Below are 17,547 nucleotides of genomic sequence, written 5' to 3' on the forward strand. Positions count from 1 at the left end.
TATAAATTTTTTAATTTCAGAAATTTCAATAAAATCTAAAAGCTCTAATGAAAATTTTTATTTAATTACGACGCGATGAAAAAAGCTTTTACATTAATTGAATTGATAATTTCGATTTTTTTACTCTCATTGGCTATTTTGTTTATATCTCAATCTTTATCAAATCTAAATATTAATAAAAATATTTTTATAAAAAATGAAAATTATTTATATAAAGAAAATAAAATTGTTAACTTGTTATATTATGATATATTGCTTTCAAAAAAGATCGATATAAAAAATAGCAAAGATTTCGCGATTTTATATCTAAATACACAAAATACAATTTATAATATTGATTATCCGTATGTTATATGGTTCGTATCAAAAAAAAATAACACTTTATGCAGAATTGAGTCGTCTATAAATATGAAATTACCAATTAATTATGAAGATATTTATAAAATTAATCTATTATCACTAAATCAAAACTGTTCATATTTTCATATATCAAATTCATATGATAAGAAAAAGTATCTAGTATTTTTAAAATTTAAAAACAATCCAATCTATTTTTCTATATATAAACCATAATGGTGTCCCGGAGAGGATTCGAACCTCCGGCCTTCGGATTAGGAATCCGATGCTCTATCCTGCTGAGCTACCGGGACGTTTTTTTTGAAGTTTGAAATTAAAATTTTTTAGTTGGAAGTTTTTAGAAGAATCATTATTTAAGATTGCAAAATGGTTGGGTGGTTGATAGGAATAACCCATCAACCATCCACCATCAATTATAAACTAAATTAACCGTGTCTTTTTTTGATAATCTCTTCTGCGACGTTTCTTGGAACCTCTTCATAATGATCAAATTCCATAGAATATGTTCCTCTACCTTGAGTAAAAGATCTAAGATCAGTTGAGTATCCAAACATTTCAGCAAGAGGAACCATTGCGGTAACTATTTTGTTTCCTGCTCTATCTTCCATAGAAGATACTTGTCCTCTTCTTCTGTTAATATCACCTATAACATCCCCCATATACTCTTCAGGAACTTCGATCTCAACTTTCATAATAGGCTCTAATAAAACAGGATTTGCTTTTTTAGCCGCCTCTTTAAAAGCCATAGATCCCGCTATTTTAAAAGCCATTTCACTTGAGTCAACCTCATGATAGCTTCCATCATAAAGGGTAGCTTTAACATCAACTACAGGATATCCGGCCACTACACCGTTTTGCATAGCTTCTTGTATACCTTTATCAACTGCTGGAATATACTCTTTTGGAATAACTCCCCCCGTGATTTGGTTAACAAACTCATAACCTTTTCCTGGCTCTTGAGGTTCGAGTTTTATAAATACATGACCATACTGACCACGTCCACCAGACTGTTTTGCATATTTATACTCTTGATCAACTGCACTTCTTATGGTCTCTCTATATGCAACTTGAGGCGCACCAACTTCAGCTTCAACTTTAAACTCTCTTTTCATTCTATCAACAATTATTTCAAGATGCAGCTCTCCCATCCCAGAAATTATCGTCTGTCCAGTCTCCTCGTCTGTGTGGACTCTAAAGCTTGGATCCTCTTCAGCAAGTTTAGATAAAGCGACACTCATTTTTTCTTGGTCCGCTTTTGTTTTTGGCTCAACAGCAACACTTATAACAGGCTCAGGAAATTCCATTTTTTCAAGTATTATAGGTGATTTTTCATCACATAAAGTATCACCTGTTAGCGTATATTTCAATCCAACAACTGCACCAATTTCGCCAGCTGGAAGCTCTTTAACTTCCTCTCTTTTATTAGCGTGCATTTTTAAAAGTCTTCCAACTCTCTCTTTTTTCTCTTTTGTAGAGTTTAACACATAACTTCCGCTATCTATTTTTCCTCTATAAACTCTAATAAATGAGAGCTGGCCAACAAAAGGATCGGTCATGATTTTAAAAGCAAGCGCTGCAAAAGGTCCATCAACTGTAGATTCAACGGCAATCTCTTCTCCAGTTTTTGGATCAATGCCTTTTATCCAGTCAACTTCTGTAGGGGCAGGTAAAAAGTCAACAACCGCATCAAGCAGTGTTTGAACCCCTTTATTTTTAAAAGCACTTCCACAAAGCATTGGAGTTATACTCATATCAAGCGTTCCCGTTTTTATACCTTTTTTAATCTCCTCAACGCTTAACTCCTCTCCGCTTAAATATTTTTCCATCAATTCATCATCGGTCTCAGCAACCGCTTCAATCAGTTTTTCTCTATATTCTTGAGCCTGATCCATAAGTTCTTGCGGAATATCAATCACCTCATATTTTGCCCCCATCGTTTCATCGTCCCAAACGATTCCTCTCATCTCAACAAGATCAACAACGCCTCTAAAATTATCTTCTGAGCCAATTGGAATCTGAATTGGCACCGGATTTGCTTTTAATCTATCTCTAATTTGATTTTCAACATTAAAAAAGTCCGCTCCGATTCTATCCATTTTATTAACAAAGACTATTCTTGGAACATGATATTTATTTGCCTGTCTCCAAACAGTCTCTGATTGAGGCTGAACACCGCCAACGGCACAAAAAACGGCAACTGCACCATCAAGTACCCTCATAGATCTTTCAACTTCGATAGTAAAATCAACGTGTCCTGGAGTATCGATAATATTTATTTGATGATCTTTCCAAAAGCAAGTCGTTGCAGCAGAAGTAATAGTAATACCTCTTTCTTTTTCCTGTTCCATCCAGTCCATCGTTGCTGCACCCTCGTGCACTTCACCAATTTTGTGAGAAATTCCTGTATAAAAAAGAATTCTCTCTGTAGTTGTAGTTTTTCCAGCATCAATATGTGCTGCAATTCCAATATTTCTAATTTTTTCTATTGGAGTTCTTTTTGCCATTTTTTATCCTTTGAATTTTAAGTTTTGGAAGGTTTTAGAAGGCAGGAAAAACCCTGCTTTCTTGAAGTTTAAAAATTTTTTTCCTAAATTCAAAAATTTTTTTGATTTTACCATCTGTAGTGTGCAAACGCTTTGTTAGCTTCAGCCATTTTATAAGTATCTTCTTTCTTCTTAAAGGCCGCTCCTCTTTTGTTTGCGGCATCCATTAACTCGTTTGCCAATCTTTGGGCCATAGTTCTTTCGTTTCTATTTCTAGCTGCATCTACAAGCCATCTAATAGCCAAAGATTGCTGCCTTACAGGTCTAACCTCAACAGGAACCTGGTATGTTGCACCACCAACACGTCTACTTTTTACTTCAAGCAATGGCTTAACATTTTCTATTGCCTCGTTAAAAACTTCTATTCCTTTTTTTTCGCCTTTTTCATCAATAATTTTTAAAGCGTTGTAAAAAATCTTTTCGGCAACACTCTTTTTTCCGTCCCACATCAATTTGTTGATAAATTTTGTAACAACTTTACTATTATATATTGGATCAGGTAATACCTCTCTGATCGGCGCTCTTCTTCTTCTCACTTTTAGCTCCCTTCAATTTTTTTTTAGATGCATAAGCATCAATTTACTCAAGCAAAACTTGCTTGTGGCTAGTCAGTGAGTCTTTAATCTTTAGTATTACTAACGACTAAGGACCAATGACTAAATTAATATTAAGATTTTGGCTTTTTAGTTCCGTATTTAGATCTTGATTTCTTTCTGTTTGCAACACCGGCTGTATCCAATGCACCCCTAACTATATGATACTTAACACCCGGTAAGTCTTTTACCCTACCGCCTCTTACAAGAACAATAGAGTGCTCTTGAAGGTTGTGACCTTCGCCTGGAATATAACTAATAACCTCATATCCAGAAGTTAGTCTTACTTTTGCAACTTTTCTTAATGCAGAGTTTGGCTTTTTAGGCGTAGTAGTATAAACTCTTGTGCAAACTCCCCTTCTTTGCGGACATTTAACCAACGCCGGAGATTTAGATTTTTTGATAACCTTTTTTCTCTCTTTTCTTACCAACTGATTGATTGTAGGCACTTTCTTTCCTTTCTTTGATTCTTAAAATCTTAATGCAATGGCATTTTTTAGTGGCTAATAATACTAAAATAAAACTGAAATTTAACTTAATTTAAATTTTGTTTAATTTTTGCCGGGTCTAAAAAGCCCGGCTTCAAATATTTAATCCTCTTTTATTAGGTCTATTTTTTTCTCTCTATACATACCGGTGCCAACAGGTATTAATCTACCGATAATTACATTTTCTTTTAAATCTTCAAGCTTATCTATTTTTGCTGAAATGCTAGCTTCGGTTAATACTTTTGTAGTATCTTGGAAAGATGCAGCACTAATTACCGAATCTGAGCTAACCGCGGCTCTTGTTATACCAACAAGCACTGGCTCTGCGATCGCCGGCTCTCCTCCTAGCCTTAAAATCTTTTCGTTCTCTTCCATAAACTGTCTTTTACTTACCAAATCACCAGCGATAAATTTTGTATCTCCGCTCTCTACAATTTTTACCTGTCTTAGCATTTGAGATATTATGATCTCAATATGTTTATCGCTAATATTAACTCCCTGTCTTCTATATACTTGCTGTATTTCGCTAACCATATAATATTGAAGCGCTTTTTCCCCAAGAATCCTCAATATATCGTGACTTGATACAGTTCCATCAGTCAATACCTCTCCAGCATGAACATACTCACCGTCATGAACAAGGATCTGCCTATTTTTGTCTATTAAATATTCTGCTTTTTGACCGGTTTCAGATGAAATGATTATTCTTTGTTTTCCTCTAACAGGCTTTCCAAAACTCACAAACCCATCAATCTCCGCTACTACGGCTGGATCTTTTGGACGTCTTGCCTCAAAAAGTTCGCTAACTCTAGGAAGACCTCCCGTAATGTCTCTTGATTTTGCAACCGCTTTTGGAGTTTTGGCTAAAATATCCGCAAGTTCTACCTCTTGTCCATTTTGAACATATATTGCCGTTTTTGGATCTAACGGATATGTATATATCTCATCGCTATCTTTTGCAGCAAGTATAATTTTTGGTTTATATTCAGGCGGAATATACTCATTTATCGTCATTCTACTCTCGCCTGTTATCTCATCCACCATCTCAACCGCGGTTACGCCAGGTATTACATCTTCTAAAGTAACTACACCTCTGGCTTCTGCGATAGTTGGAATTGAGTATGGATCCCATTCGGCAATAATAGTTTTATCGCTTTTTGCCGGCACGGCAAGTAACGTATCTTTATCTACACTTTCATTATCTCCCACTTCTATAATCGATCCCCTTGCTATATAGTGCCTTATGGCTTCTCTTCCCTCATCATCGGCAATTACGGCAAAAAGTCCTTTTTCATCAACTTTTTGGCCTTTTTTAACATTTTCATATCTCTCTAAATAGTCGCCTTTTAACAAGAAATATTTTACAGCTCCCTTTGCGCGTGCGACGATTTTTTGAGTAACCGGTGCTCCGTCTTCAACTTTAAGTTCCGCAGCATATGGGATTCTGTTTGGAATATTCCAACCCTCTTTTATAATTTCAACGATTGAATCACCCTCTTTAACGCTATCTTTATCTTTAAACGGAATATATAGTTTTCCTTCTATTTTACCGCTAACGCCAGCTAACTCATTTGGTTTTGCCACATCAGATTTTCTTAGGGCGTATCTGATTTTTTCTTTTTTATTTGATAGAGTGATTATTATCTCATCATGAACCGTTTTTATCTCAAGTTCTCCGTCATGCAAAGCTTTTATTTTTGGCTCAACCAATAAAACTGCGGCGTTTCTTCTGTTTGCTACAATAAGTTTTCCATCTCTATTTTTATAGGTTTTTAAATTATAATATCTTATAAATCCCTCTTTACCAGCGACTACTTGTCTCTCTTCGGCGGTTCTACTTGCGGTTCCACCAATATGGAAAGTTCTAAGTGTTAGCTGGGTTCCAGGCTCACCGATTGATTGAGCCGCGATTATACCAACAGCTTCCCCCGGTTTTACAAGTTTACCTTCGGCCATATTAAGACCGTAACATTTTGCACACACTCCTTTAGGAGCCTTACAAGTGATAGGAGTTCTTATAACTACAGATTTTATTCCAGCCTCTTTTATAGCTCTGGCTTTCTCTTCATCGATCAAAGTCCCTTCACTAAAAAGTATTTCGTTAGTTATAGGATCTATAACATCTTCTGCTAAAACTCTGCCGTGAATTCTATCTTCAAGAGGTTCTATCATCTCATTACCGATTGAAATGTCGGTAACTTCAATCCCCTCATGTGTTCCACAATCTTCCATAGTAACTTTTACGTTTTGAGCAACATCTACAAGTTTTCTTGTCAAGTATCCTGCGTTTGCCGTTTTAAGTGCTGTATCTGCCAACCCTTTTCTTGCACCGTGGGTTGAAATAAAATATTCTAAAACGTTTAACCCCTCTTTAAAGTTAGAAATAATAGGAGTCTCTATAATAGTGCCGTCAGGTTTTGCCATAAGACCCCTCATACCCGCAAGCTGGCGGATCTGTGCAGAACTTCCCCTAGCTCCTGAATCTGCCATCATATAGATTGAGTTAAATCCATCTTTATCATTTTTAATAAGTTTCATCATAGCTTCAGCAACGGCATTTGAGGTATCTGTCCATATATCGATGATTTTATTGTATCTTTCTTGTTCTGTTAAAAGACCGGCTTGATACTGCTGCTGGATTTCCCTAACTTTTCTTTTTGCATCTTCAATAAGCTGTTTTTTCTCCTCAGGAACTTTTATATCATATTCACTTATGGATATTCCTGCATATGTTGCGTATTTAAAACCTAAATTTTTTAAATTATCCAAAAATTCAGCCGTTATTTCAGGACCCCCATGTTTATAAACATAATCAACAAGATCGGCGATATTTCTTTTTTTCATGATTTTGTTCCACAAATTAACAGGAACAAAATCTGGCAGGATATTTTTTATTATTATTCTACCTGCAGTTGTTGTTATTATCCTATTGTCTACTCTTGTTCTAATTTTTGCGTTTATATGCAAATGTCCGCTCTCAAGAGCTGTCATTATCTCATTAACATCGGCAAAAAGTTTGTTTGCGCCTTTTACGTCATCTCTTTCTTTGCTTAAATAATAAAGCCCTAAAACCATATCTTGAGACGGAACAGCTATCGCTCTACCAGATGCTGGTAATAAAATATTTAAAGAACTAAGCATCAAAATTTTACACTCGGCAATCGCCTCTTCACTTAAAGGCACATGAACCGCCATCTGGTCTCCGTCAAAATCCGCGTTAAAAGCGGCACACACAAGAGGATGAAGCTGAATAGCTTTTCCATCGATTAGAACCGGGTGAAACGCTTGGATTGATAATTTATGTAGCGTTGGTGCCCTGTTTAATAACACTGGATACTCTTCAACTATCTCTTGAAGGCACTCCCAAACTTCGTTTGCCCTTTCATCGATCATTTTTTTCGCTTGTTTTAACGTAGTTGCGTAACCTTTCTCTTCCAATTTTGCTAAAAGGTGCGGCTTAAATAACTCTAATGCCATAAGTTTTGGTAGTCCGCACTGATCCATTCTTAGATTTGGTCCCACAACAATAACAGAACGTCCAGAAAAGTCCACCCTTTTTCCAAGAAGATTTTGTCTAAAGCGCCCTTGCTTACCTTTAATAATTTCGCTTAAACTCTTTAGAGGTCTTTTATTGGCACCCTTTACGGCGTTTCCTCTTCTTCCGTTATCTATGAGAGCGTCAACCGCTTCTTGAAGCATTCTTTTTTCGTTTCTAACAATAATCTCGGGCGCGTCAAGCTCCATAAGCCTTTTTAATCTTTGATTTCTATTTATAACCCTTCTATATAGATCATTTACATCACTAACGGCAAATTTTCCTCCATCAAGGGCAACTAGAGGTCTAAGATCGGGAGGTAAAACCGGAACCACAGTCAACATCATCCATTCTGGCTTGTTACCGCTATTTAAAAAGCTCTCAATTACTTTTAATCTTTTTACTATCGTTTTTCTTTTAGCTTCTGATGTGGTCTCTTTCATCTGCTGCTTTAATTGATTGAAAACTTCGATTAAATCAAACTCTTCAAGTAGCTCTTTTATTACCTGACCACCCATTTGGGCTACAAATCCTGTGTCGCCAAAATGCTGTTTTAACTGCTGATACTGCTCTTCATTTAATACATCATATTTTTTAACTGGATTTTTCTTTTCAAAATCATAATAGGCTTCACCGGGCTCTTTTACGATATATGCTTCATAATATAAAACTCTCTCAAGATCTTTCATTTTTACGCCAAGGAGCGTTCCTATTCTACTAGGTAAAGAATTAACATACCAAATATGAGCGACAGGCGTAACAAGCTCTATATGGCCCATTCTAACGCGTCTTACTTTGCTTGATGTAACTTCAACACCGCATTTTTCACATACAACGCCTTTATAGCGCATCTTTTTATATTTTCCACAAAGACACTCATAATCTTTTATAGGACCAAAAATTTTTGCACAAAAAAGCCCATCGCGCTCTGGCTTTAGAGTCCTATAATTTATAGTTTCTGGTTTTTTAACCTCACCATGAGACCAAGAAAGAATTTTCTCGGGACTCGCAAGCCTAAACTGAAGCGCCTTAATATCCTTTGGTCTTTGCTCTTCGCCTATTTCAATTGGTACCAGTCTCTTCATCTTCTTTTTCCTCATCTAAAATTTCTACATCAATTCCAAGTGATTGCAACTCTTTTGTTAATACAAAAAGAGTCTCAGGAATACCAGGTTCTGGAATAGGTTCGCCCTTTGTAATAGCTTTATAGGCTTTTACTCTTCCCTCAACATCATCAGATTTGATAGTTAACATCTCTTTTAGCGTATGTGCGGCACCATGAGCCTCAAGAGCCCAAACTTCCATCTCACCAAATCTCTGACCTCCAAATAGGGCTTTACCGCCTACTGGTTGTTGAGTAACAAGAGAGTATGGTCCGGTACTTCTAGCGTGAACTTTTTCATCAACAAGGTGATGTAGCTTTAACATATACATATATCCAACATTTACTCTCTCTTTAAACTTCTCACCCGTTCTTCCATCATAAAGTTCCATTTTGCCATCCATATCCATTTTGGCCAATTCATAAAGCTTTTTAAACTCCTCAGCAGTCACACCCTCAAATACCGGAGTGGCAAATTTAACACCCTTACTCCAATCTCTTGCGTATTTTATAAGCTCTTCATCGCTCATTTTAGAGATCGCCTCTTTTGCGTTCATAAGTTTTGCCACATCTGCGATCTGTATCATTTTTTCTCTAAGCTCTTTTATAAAATCTTCTCTTTTTGATTCAAAAATCTCTTGTATCTGTTCTCCAAGTTTTTTACCGATAAGTCCCAAATGAACCTCTAAAATCTGTCCAATATTCATACGTGAGGGAACCCCAAGAGGATTTAGAACAATATCTACGACTTTTCCATCTTTGGTATATGGCATATCAATTTCTGGAACGATAACAGAAACTATACCTTTATTTCCGTGGCGCCCCGCCATTTTATCACCAACTTTTAATTTTCTTTTAGTTGCAATGAATACTTTTACAAGTTTTACGACGCCACTTGGAAGGATATCTTCTTTTTCCAAAATGGCAAGTTTTTCTTCATGCTCTTGAGTTAGCTTTCTTTTTTCGTTTTGGAAATATGTTTTTAATCTTTTATACTCTTCTTGTATCTCTTGAGGATATGATTTGACCAAAAAGTTTAGCGCAAATCTATTTATTGAGCTAAGTTCATCTTTTGGGATTATTTCACCGGCTTTAAACTCTTTATCCTTTACTTTTGCATCTTTTTCAAGTTTTGCTTTAGATAATAAAGAGACGATTCTTAGCATCTCTTCTCTATCTACCATTAAAAGCTTGTCATGATGCTCTCTATCAAGTTTTTCTTTTTCCTCTTCATAAGCTTTTATGGCTCTTGGATCCTTTTCATACCCTTTTTTCGTAAAAACTTTTACATCAACTACAACCCCTTCCATAGAAGGAGGACAATATAAAGAGTTATTTACAACATGTCCCGCTTTTTCGCCAAAAATAGCTCTTAAAAGCCTCTCTTCGGGAGTCGGCTTAACTTCCCCTTTTGGAGAAACTTTTCCAACCAGTATCATTCCCGGTTTTACATATGTTCCAATTTTTACGATACCGCTCTCATCCAAATGAGCTATCTCTTCCTCTTTAACGTTTGGAATATCCCTTGTTATCTCTTCAACGCCATGCTTTAATTCTCTTGCTTCTGCCTCTTTTTCGTAAATATGAACGGAAGTAAACTCATCATCTCTTAAAATTCTCTCGCTTACAACTATAGCGTCCTCGAAGTTATATCCGTTCCATGGCATAAAAGCAACAAGCATATTTTTTCCAAGAGCTAGTTCGCCATTATCCATATTTGGACCATCGGCGATAATTTGACCAGCTTCTACATAATCTCCTTTTTTTACAATTGGAGTTTGATTAAAACATGTGTTTTGATTTGTTCTTAAATTTTTTTGTAAAGAGTAGTGATCAATATAGGCTCCTTTTTCATCTTCTCCTAAAATATAGATACTATTTGCATCTATTTTTTCCACTACTCCGCTTCTTTTTGCCTTTACAGACTCCCAAGCATCCCTTGCAACTACTTTTTCCATACCGGTTCCTACCATAGGAGCCTCTGTTTTAAGCAAAGGAACGGCTTGGCGCTGCATATTTGATCCCATTAGAGCCCTGTTTGCATCATCGTGCTCTAAGAAAGGAATAAGACTGGCCGCTACGCCCACAACCATTCTTGGAGTTAAATCTATTAAATCTACTCTATTTTTTTCAACTAATATAATTTCCCCATCTTTTCTTGCTTCTACATAGTCTGATTTTATCTCGTTACCATCTATAATTTCTGTGTTTGCGGGGGCAATCACCAAACCCTCTTCTTGAGCGGCAGTTAAATAAACAATCTCATCTGTTATCTTTCCATCTACAACCTTTTTATATGCTGCTTCAATAAATCCTAACTCATTAACTTTGGCGTATGTTGAGAGGGTATTGATAAGACCGATGTTTTGTCCCTCTGGCGTCTCAACTGGACAGATTCTACCATAATGTGTTGGGTGAACATCCCTTACCTCGAATCCGGCTCTTTCTTTAACTAAGCCTCCCTCACCTAAAGCAGATAATCTTCTTTTATGAGTTATTTCGCTTAATGGGTTAGTTTGGTCCATAAATTGTGAAAGTTGACCGCTTGCAAAAAATTCTAAAATGGTATTTGTAATCATTTTAGAATTTATTAGATCATGGGGCATTAGTTCATCAAGGTTTCCACTAATTGTTGTCATTTTATCTCTTATGGCCTTTTGCATTTTTACAAGACCAGAATGAAGCTCGTTAGCTAAAAGCTCTCCAATAGCTCTAATTCTTCTATTGCCTAAATGGTCTCTATCGTCAATATGCCCTTGACCATTTTTTACTTTTATTAGATATTGAACCGATTTTATAATATCTTCGCTTGTCAAAACGGTTACATATTCTGGAACTTTAATGCCTAATTTATGATTCATTTTCATTCTACCCACACGGGTTATATCATATCTTTCAGGATCGAAAAACAGCTGCTGAACAAAGGCTTTTGCGGCATCTTTTGTAACAGGCTCTCCAGGCCTCATAACTTTGTATATCCTAATTGCTGCCAAATCGTTTTCGTCTTCTATTCCTTCGGTTTGTTTTAATAGTTTTAAACTCTCTTGATCTGCAATAAAAGAGTTAATTATTGATCTATCTTTGCCGCTTGCCAAATCGTTTGCTATATAAAACTCTTCAATTTTTAAATCTATCAATTTTTTAAGTTTATTCTCATCAAGATGAGTTAACGTATCAAATAAAACTTCACCGCTATTTTGATCTATTATAGGAGAAGCTAAAAATCTATCTATTAATATATCCAAAGGATATTCAACAAATCTCAAACCCTCTTCTAGAAGTTTTTTAGCTTTTTTTGAAGTGAGTCTTTTACCAGCAGCTATTATTAAATTGCCATCTTCGTCTCTAACATCGTAAGATACTCTTCCAACAAAATCTTCAGGATTAAATTCTGTAAAAAACTTATTATCTTTTATGATAATTTTTGTTATAGGATAAAACAGTTTTAAAATATCTTGTTTGCTATATCCTAACGCTCTAAAAAGTATAGTTGCAGGGATTTTTCTTCTTTTATTTATTCTAACATAAAGTATATCTTTTGGATCATACTCAAAATATAGCCATGCACCGCGATCTGGTATAATTTGAGCGGTATATACAAGTTTACCGCTAGCAGTTGCAGACTCCTCCTCTTTAAAAATGACACCAGGACTTCTATGAAGCTGATTTACAACGATTCTTTCAACACCGTTTATTATAAAAGATGTCCTATCTGTCATTAAAGGTATGTCTCTAACAAAAATAGACTGCTCTTTTATATCTTTTACACCAATTTTCTCTCCAGTTTTTTCATCCCTTTCCCAAAGAACTAAACGTATTTTCATCTTTAATGAAACACTATACGTTAGTCCTCTTTCCATACACTCTCTAATTGTATATTTGGGTTTAGTGATTTCGCTTCCAACATACTCTAAAGTGAGTCTGTTTTGAGCATCATGAATAGGGAAAATTGATCTAAAAACTTTTTCTATACCGCTACCACTTCTATCCTCTTTGTCAATCATCAAAAAGTTTTCGTAACTATTTTGTTGAAGTTGAAGCAAATGAGGAATATCGATTTCCAATGGGATTTTTGAGAAATCTACTCTTAGTCTGTTTCCGGATTTAATACTGTTTAGCATAGGCACTAACCTCTGTCAAAGTAGTTTTAGCCGTTGTGGCTTTTGTAGGGAGCAAGATAATATATTATCAAACTTAACATTAAAGAGAGGATAAACCTCTCTTTTAATTTTATTTAAAAGCAAATTATTTAATTTCTACTTTTGCACCAGCTTCTTCAAACTGCTTTTTAATCTCTTCAGCTTCTTCTTTGCTAACACCCTCTTTAATAACTGTTGGAGTATTTTCAGCAGCTTCTTTTGCCTCTTTCAATCCAAGACCAGTTACAGCTCTTACAACTTTAATAGTATTTATTTTTTTAGGACCAGCATCTGTTAAAACTACGTCAAATTCAGTTTTTTCTTCAGCTGCAGCACCGCCTGCTTCACCACCACCAGCAACTGCACCAGCTACTACAGTTGGTTGAGCGCTAACTCCAAATTTCTCTTCGAACTCTTTTACAAGTTCACTTAACTCTAAAACAGATAGATTTGATATATACTCAATTACATCTTCTTTAGTAATTGCCATTTTTCTCTCCTTCTTAATTTTTATTTTTAGCTATTTTCTTTTTGTTGTCTTATATTTTCAAGCACAGTAACAAAATTTTGTTTTGGCGCATTCCATACATAAAGTAGGTTGCGTATAGGCGCAGTCCAAACAGATAAAAGCATACCAAGAAGCTCTTCTTTGCTTGGAAGCTTAGAATAAGCTTCGATTTTAGCTACATCTGCAACTTCACCCTCAAACAATCCTTGTTTGATCTTAAATCCCTCAGGAGCCTCTTTAGCAAATTGGGTAACAGTTTTTGCCAAAGCTACAAGGTCATCGCCCCAAACAAGAACATTTGTATCTTTTAGTTGGAAATCTTCTATGCCGTTATTTTTAAGAGCTATCATCGCAAGTGTGTTTTTAACTACTTGAACTTTTAGCCCTTTTTCTTTCACAAGCTTTCTAAAAGACTCCAACTGTGATACACTCATCCCTTTATAATCACAGTCTATTATCGCTGCTGCATTTTTAAACTCTTCAGTGAGTTTAGCAACAACTTCTTCTTTTTGGGCTCTAGTCAATTTATTAACCTCCTTTCCGACAGAAGACTTCAAGCAGGTCTTATTTGATGCCCGCTATCTTCAGTCTAAGATAAAGTTCAAAGCTTCTAACTTCAAACTTATTTAATATCCATCAACTCTTGAGTATCTAACTCGATTGCTGGACTCATAGTCAATGAAAGGGCGGCGTGTCTTATATATTTACCTTTAGCGGCCGCTGGCTTTAGTTTGTTAATTGCTCTTACAAACTCTTTTAGATTCTCTTCGATAGCCTCTTTTGAAAAGCTAACTTTTCCTATTCCCGCGTGGATATTACCTTTTTTATCGACTCTAAAATTTACCTGTCCACTTTTTGCGTTTTTAACTGCTTTACATACATCCATAGTAACCGTGCCGGTTTTTGGGTTTGGCATGAGACCTTTTGGGCCAAGTATTCTACCGATTTTACCCACAAGACCCATCATATCAGGAGTAGCAATAGCAATATCAAAATCTATTTTTCCATTTTGTATCTCTTCAACCAAATCCTCTGCTCCGACTATATCTGCCCCGCACTCTTTTGCTTCATCAGCTTTAATGCCTTTGGCAAATACAGCAACTTTTACTTTTTTTCCTGTCCCGTGAGGAAGAACTACAGATCCTCTTACCATCTGATCAGCGTGTCTTGGATCAACTCCAAGTCTAAGCGCAAGTTCTACAGTTTCATCAAATTTTGCAGATTTTAATTCTTTAATCTTGCTAGAAGCTTCATCTACAGAATAAATTTTGCCTTTTTCAATTTTTTCTAATAACTGTTGATATCTTTTTGAATGTTTTTTTCCCATATTACTCTCCGCATTAAATTTGCTACCGCAACTGTTTTAGATCTTTGCGGTTAAGATCGATTAATCTACTATTTCAACACCCATACTTCTGCAAGAACCTGCAATTGTTTTCATTGCAGCTTCCAAATCATCTGTGTTTAAATCAGGCATTTTAGTTTTTGCAATCTCTTCAAGCTGAGCTTTAGTTATTTTTCCAACTTTATTTTTTAATGGATTATCACTACCTTTTTGAATACCTGCTGCTTTTTTTATTAGATCTGTTGCAGGAGGCTGTTTTGTTATAAAAGTAAAACTTCTATCGGCATATACGGTGATAATTACGGGAATTGTAAAGCCCATCATATCTTTAGTTTTTTCGTTAAAAGCTTTACAAAATTCCATTATATTAACGCCTCTTTGACCAAGAGCTGGTCCAACTGGAGGCGATGGATTTGCCTTTCCGGCCGGAATTTGGAGTTTTATTTCACCAACAACTTTTTTAGCCATCTATTTTCCTTTCAGTTTAATTAAATTATTTTTTCCACTTGAGAATATAAAATCTCAACCGGAGTACTTCTACCAAAAATTGAAACATTCAATTTTAATTTTCCATGCTCCATATCATACTCTTCAACAACACCGGTAAAGTTTGCAAAAGGTCCTTCGATAATCCTTACTACTTCACCAGGTTCAAAAGAGATTTTTGGTTTTGGAGCACCTTTTTGTTTAGCTTTTTCTAAAATAACTTTAACATCCTCTTCACTTAAAGGGGTAGGTTTTTTTGACTCACCAATAAATCTTCCAACTTTTGGCATTGATTGGATTTTATGCCAAAGATCCAAATCCAAATCGATCAAAGCAAAAACATAGCCTGGATATAAAGCTCTTTGAGTTATCTTTTTTTTACCTTTTTTTACTTCGATAACATCTTCGGTAGGGACTATTACCTCTTTTATTTTGTCTTCTAAATGCTGCTCTTTTGCCAATGTTTCAATGGCTTTTTTAACTGCCTGTTCGCTACCGGCATAAACCTGAATTGCATACCATTTATGTGCCATAAATCTGTTTCCTTAATATTACATAATACTTGAAAGTGAAAAAGACATAGTTATATCTATCAAAGCCAAAAATAGTGACACTATCAAAACCACTACAAATACTGCTATATAGGCATTTTTAACTTGATCTTTCGTAGGGAAAATAACTTTTTGTAACTCTATTTTTGCCTCTTCAAAATATTTTATAAATTTTTCCATTATCAATAATCCTTATAGTGGCAGGGCAGGAGGGACTCGAACCCCCAACACGCGGTTTTGGAGACCGCCGCTCTACCATTGGAGCTACTGCCCTATTTTTAAATTGAAGGTTGAAGGAAAGATAAAGACAATTACTTTAACCTTCTACCTTCAGCCTTCAACCTTCTTAAAGTTTTGCCTCTTTATGAATAGTATGTTCTCTACAAAATTTACAATATTTTCTAATTTGAAACTTTTCTGGATGAGTCTTTTTGTTTTTCGTTGTATGATAATTTCTTCTTCCACACTTTTCACAAGCTAAATGGATAATTTCTCTCATTTTTTTGCCTTTTTAAAGGGGCAAAAGCCCCGAAAAATTATTCGATTATTTTAGTTACAACACCTGCACCAACAGTTCTACCACCTTCTCTGATAGCAAATCTTGTTCCCTCTTCAAGAGCGATTGGTGCGATTAGTTCAGCAGTAATTTTTACGTTATCTCCAGGCATAACCATCTCAGTTCCCTCTGGAAGGATAACGCTTCCTGTAACGTCAGTTGTTCTAACATAAAATTGCGGTCTATATCCGCTAAAAAATGGAGTATGTCTTCCACCCTCTTCTTTTGTCAATACGTAAACTTCAGCTTCAAATTTTGTGTGTGGAGTGATTGATCCTGGTTGACAAAGAACCATACCTCTTTCAACATCCTCTTTTTTAGTACCTCTTAGAAGAACACCAACATTGTCTCCAGCTTCACCTTGGTCAAGCTCTTTTCTAAACATTTCAACACCGGTAACAGTTGTTTTTTGAGTTGGTCTAATACCTACTATCTCAACTTCGTCACCAACTTTTACGATACCTCTTTCAATTCTTCCTGTAACAACTGTTCCCCTTCCAGAGATTGAAAAAACGTCTTCGATTGGCATCAAGAATGGCTTATCTATATCTCTTTCAGGAGTTGGGATATACTCATCTACCGCTTCCATAAGTTTTAAAATTTTCTCAGACCAAGGTCCAATTTTTCCTTCTTTTGCTTCTTCTAAAGCTTTTAGAGCAGATCCTGCGATAACTGGAACATCATCACCTGGGAAATCATACTCATTTAAAAGCTCTCTAACTTCCATTTCAACAAGTTCAAGTAGTTCAGGATCGTCAACCATATCTTCTTTGTTTAGAAAAACTACGATATATGGAACACCAACCTGTCTAGCTAGAAGAATATGCTATCTTGTTTGTGGCATAGGACCGTCAGCAGCAGAAACAACTAAAATGGCTCCATCCATTTGAGCCGCACCAGTAATCATGTTTTTAACGTAGTCTGCGTGTCCTGGACAGTCAACGTGAGCATAGTGTCTTTTTTCAGTTTCATACTCAACATGAGAAGTAGCGATAGTAATACCTCTTTCTCTCTCTTCTGGTGCGTTGTCTATTTGATCATAATCTCTTTTTTCCGCATAACCTTTTTCTGCTAAAACCGCAGTTATAGCTGCTGTCAAAGTAGTTTTACCATGGTCAACGTGACCAATTGTTCCAATGTTAACATGTGGCTTGGTTTTGACAAATTTTTCTTTAGCCATCTTTTCCTCCGTTTGATTTAGATTAAAATTCGGGCTAATATTATCTAAATTTACCCAAATTTTTTCTTAAGTTTTTATTTAAAATGAATGGAGCCCAGAAGCGGGATTGAACCGCCGACCTCTTCCTTACCAAGGAAGTGCTCTGCCACTGAGCTATCTGGGCA

The 17,547-nt window shown here is 35.8% G+C and carries 13 protein-coding genes, 3 tRNA genes and 1 pseudogene; 1 reads left to right on the forward strand and 16 read right to left on the reverse strand.

The window, feature by feature from the left end:
• The first annotated feature begins 75 nt into the window (after nucleotides 1–75).
• Entirely contained in the window at nucleotides 76–573 is a 498-nt protein-coding gene (locus tag AC30RD_RS01510; protein ID WP_489492384.1) for a type II secretion system protein, read from the forward strand.
• On the opposite strand, the gene AC30RD_RS01515 is transcribed toward AC30RD_RS01510, so the two are convergent.
• The 16 genes and pseudogenes from AC30RD_RS01515 to AC30RD_RS01590 form a co-directional block, all read right to left on the reverse strand.
• Nucleotides 574–650 (reverse strand) — tRNA-Arg (locus AC30RD_RS01515).
• 132 nt (nucleotides 651–782) lie between these two features.
• Nucleotides 783–2,861: an elongation factor G gene (fusA, locus tag AC30RD_RS01520; RefSeq protein ID WP_489492385.1), complete on the reverse strand. Its 2,079-nt coding sequence runs from the start codon at nucleotides 2,859–2,861 to the stop codon at nucleotides 783–785.
• 107 nt (nucleotides 2,862–2,968) lie between these two features.
• Entirely contained in the window at nucleotides 2,969–3,436 is a 468-nt protein-coding gene (gene rpsG / locus AC30RD_RS01525) for a 30S ribosomal protein S7 (protein WP_489492386.1), read from the reverse strand.
• Nucleotides 3,437–3,567: 131 nt separating this feature from the next.
• On the reverse strand, nucleotides 3,568–3,942 hold the full coding sequence (gene rpsL, locus AC30RD_RS01530; protein ID WP_489492387.1) for a 30S ribosomal protein S12: 375 nt from the start codon (nucleotides 3,940–3,942) through the stop codon (nucleotides 3,568–3,570).
• Nucleotides 3,943–4,083: 141 nt separating this feature from the next.
• Nucleotides 4,084–8,601, reverse strand: coding sequence for a DNA-directed RNA polymerase subunit beta' (gene rpoC / locus AC30RD_RS01535; protein WP_489492389.1), 4,518 nt, complete (start codon nucleotides 8,599–8,601; stop codon nucleotides 4,084–4,086).
• A complete protein-coding gene (rpoB, locus tag AC30RD_RS01540; protein ID WP_489492391.1) occupies nucleotides 8,579–12,739 on the reverse strand; it encodes a DNA-directed RNA polymerase subunit beta in 4,161 nt (1,386 codons plus the stop codon). The genes rpoC and rpoB overlap by 23 nt, the downstream gene beginning before the upstream one ends.
• A 124-nt stretch (nucleotides 12,740–12,863) precedes the next feature.
• Nucleotides 12,864–13,247, reverse strand: a complete 384-nt coding sequence (rplL, locus tag AC30RD_RS01545; protein ID WP_489492392.1) for a 50S ribosomal protein L7/L12 — start codon at nucleotides 13,245–13,247, stop codon at nucleotides 12,864–12,866.
• Nucleotides 13,248–13,273: 26 nt separating this feature from the next.
• Complete coding sequence (rplJ, locus tag AC30RD_RS01550; protein WP_489492394.1) at nucleotides 13,274–13,789, reverse strand: 50S ribosomal protein L10; 516 nt, start codon at nucleotides 13,787–13,789, stop codon at nucleotides 13,274–13,276.
• Nucleotides 13,790–13,887: 98 nt separating this feature from the next.
• Complete coding sequence (rplA, locus tag AC30RD_RS01555) at nucleotides 13,888–14,592, reverse strand: 50S ribosomal protein L1 (protein ID WP_489492396.1); 705 nt, start codon at nucleotides 14,590–14,592, stop codon at nucleotides 13,888–13,890.
• Between the two features lie 60 nt (nucleotides 14,593–14,652).
• Nucleotides 14,653–15,078, reverse strand: a complete 426-nt coding sequence (rplK, locus tag AC30RD_RS01560) for a 50S ribosomal protein L11 (protein WP_489492397.1) — start codon at nucleotides 15,076–15,078, stop codon at nucleotides 14,653–14,655.
• Between the two features lie 20 nt (nucleotides 15,079–15,098).
• Nucleotides 15,099–15,629, reverse strand: a complete 531-nt coding sequence (gene nusG, locus AC30RD_RS01565) for a transcription termination/antitermination protein NusG (protein ID WP_489492399.1) — start codon at nucleotides 15,627–15,629, stop codon at nucleotides 15,099–15,101.
• An 18-nt stretch (nucleotides 15,630–15,647) separates the two neighbouring features.
• Nucleotides 15,648–15,827, reverse strand: coding sequence for a preprotein translocase subunit SecE (secE, locus tag AC30RD_RS01570; protein WP_489492400.1), 180 nt, complete (start codon nucleotides 15,825–15,827; stop codon nucleotides 15,648–15,650).
• An 18-nt stretch (nucleotides 15,828–15,845) separates the two neighbouring features.
• A tRNA-Trp gene (locus tag AC30RD_RS01575) sits at nucleotides 15,846–15,921 on the reverse strand.
• A gap of 72 nt (nucleotides 15,922–15,993) precedes the next feature.
• Nucleotides 15,994–16,146, reverse strand: coding sequence for a 50S ribosomal protein L33 (rpmG, locus tag AC30RD_RS01580; RefSeq protein ID WP_489492401.1), 153 nt, complete (start codon nucleotides 16,144–16,146; stop codon nucleotides 15,994–15,996).
• A 37-nt stretch (nucleotides 16,147–16,183) separates the two neighbouring features.
• Nucleotides 16,184–17,383, reverse strand: a pseudogene (tuf, locus tag AC30RD_RS01585) (elongation factor Tu).
• A gap of 88 nt (nucleotides 17,384–17,471) precedes the next feature.
• Nucleotides 17,472–17,546 (reverse strand) — tRNA-Thr (locus AC30RD_RS01590).
• Between the last annotated feature and the right edge of the window lies 1 nt (nucleotide 17,547).

The organism is Nitrosophilus sp. (assembly GCF_982775275.1).

Bases quoted from the DNA above. Each gene is read 5' to 3' on its own strand.
- secE (WP_489492400.1), bottom strand. From the start codon at position 15,827: ATGGAAAAATTTATAAAATATTTTGAAGAGGCAAAAATAGAGTTACAA.
- fusA (WP_489492385.1), bottom strand. From the start codon at position 2,861: ATGGCAAAAAGAACTCCAATAGAAAAAATTAGAAATATTGGAATTGCA.
- nusG (WP_489492399.1), bottom strand. From the start codon at position 15,629: ATGGCACATAAATGGTATGCAATTCAGGTTTATGCCGGTAGCGAACAG.
- rplA (WP_489492396.1), bottom strand. From the start codon at position 14,592: ATGGGAAAAAAACATTCAAAAAGATATCAACAGTTATTAGAAAAAATT.
- rpmG (WP_489492401.1), bottom strand. From the start codon at position 16,146: ATGAGAGAAATTATCCATTTAGCTTGTGAAAAGTGTGGAAGAAGAAAT.
- rplK (WP_489492397.1), bottom strand. From the start codon at position 15,078: ATGGCTAAAAAAGTTGTTGGTGAAATAAAACTCCAAATTCCGGCCGGA.
- AC30RD_RS01510 (WP_489492384.1), top strand. From the start codon at position 76: ATGAAAAAAGCTTTTACATTAATTGAATTGATAATTTCGATTTTTTTA.
- rpoC (WP_489492389.1), bottom strand. From the start codon at position 8,601: ATGAAGAGACTGGTACCAATTGAAATAGGCGAAGAGCAAAGACCAAAG.
- rpoB (WP_489492391.1), bottom strand. From the start codon at position 12,739: ATGCTAAACAGTATTAAATCCGGAAACAGACTAAGAGTAGATTTCTCA.
- rplL (WP_489492392.1), bottom strand. From the start codon at position 13,247: ATGGCAATTACTAAAGAAGATGTAATTGAGTATATATCAAATCTATCT.